The organism is Alcanivorax profundi (genome assembly GCF_003597125.1).
In the GTDB taxonomy this organism is placed as follows: Bacteria; Pseudomonadota; Gammaproteobacteria; order Pseudomonadales; family Alcanivoracaceae; genus Alcanivorax; species Alcanivorax profundi.
Window position 1 is genome coordinate 1 of the sequence record NZ_QYYA01000212.1, and the last position, 360, is coordinate 360.

2 protein-coding genes are annotated in these 360 nt (G+C 36.9%); both read right to left on the reverse strand.

Features of this window, described 5'->3' with window-relative positions; translation table 11 throughout:
* Positions 1-8: 8 nt before the first annotated feature.
* Positions 9-125 carry a 50S ribosomal protein L36 gene (gene rpmJ / locus D4A39_RS19530; RefSeq protein ID WP_006848814.1) on the reverse strand — a complete coding sequence of 39 codons (117 nt, stop codon included), beginning with the start codon at positions 123-125 and terminating at the stop codon, positions 9-11.
* A 17-nt stretch (positions 126-142) separates the two neighbouring features.
* Positions 143-360, reverse strand: a 218-nt coding sequence (infA, locus tag D4A39_RS19535) for a translation initiation factor IF-1 (protein ID WP_119918614.1), incomplete at its 5' end; no start/stop codon positions are given.

The following is a 360-nucleotide window of genomic DNA, read 5'->3' on the forward strand; positions in this document are numbered from 1 at the left end:
CTTTAACATTAACCCTGACGTAATTTCATCTTAGGGTTCTTCTTGTTGATAACGAACAGACGACCTTTACGACGAACGATCTTACAGTCAGCTGAACGTTTCTTTAATGATGCTCTTGTCTTCATAACCTTATATATGATTATTATTTGTATCTAAAAACAATTCTACCTTTGGTAAGGTCATATGGACTCATCTCCACCTTTACCTTATCACCAGGTAAAATCTTGATGTAATGCATTCTCATCTTACCAGAGATATGAGCTGTGATGTCAACTCCATTCTCTAATTCTACTCGGAACATCGCATTTGACAATGCTTCTACAATTGTTCCATCTTGCTCAATAGCGGCTTGTTTTGCCA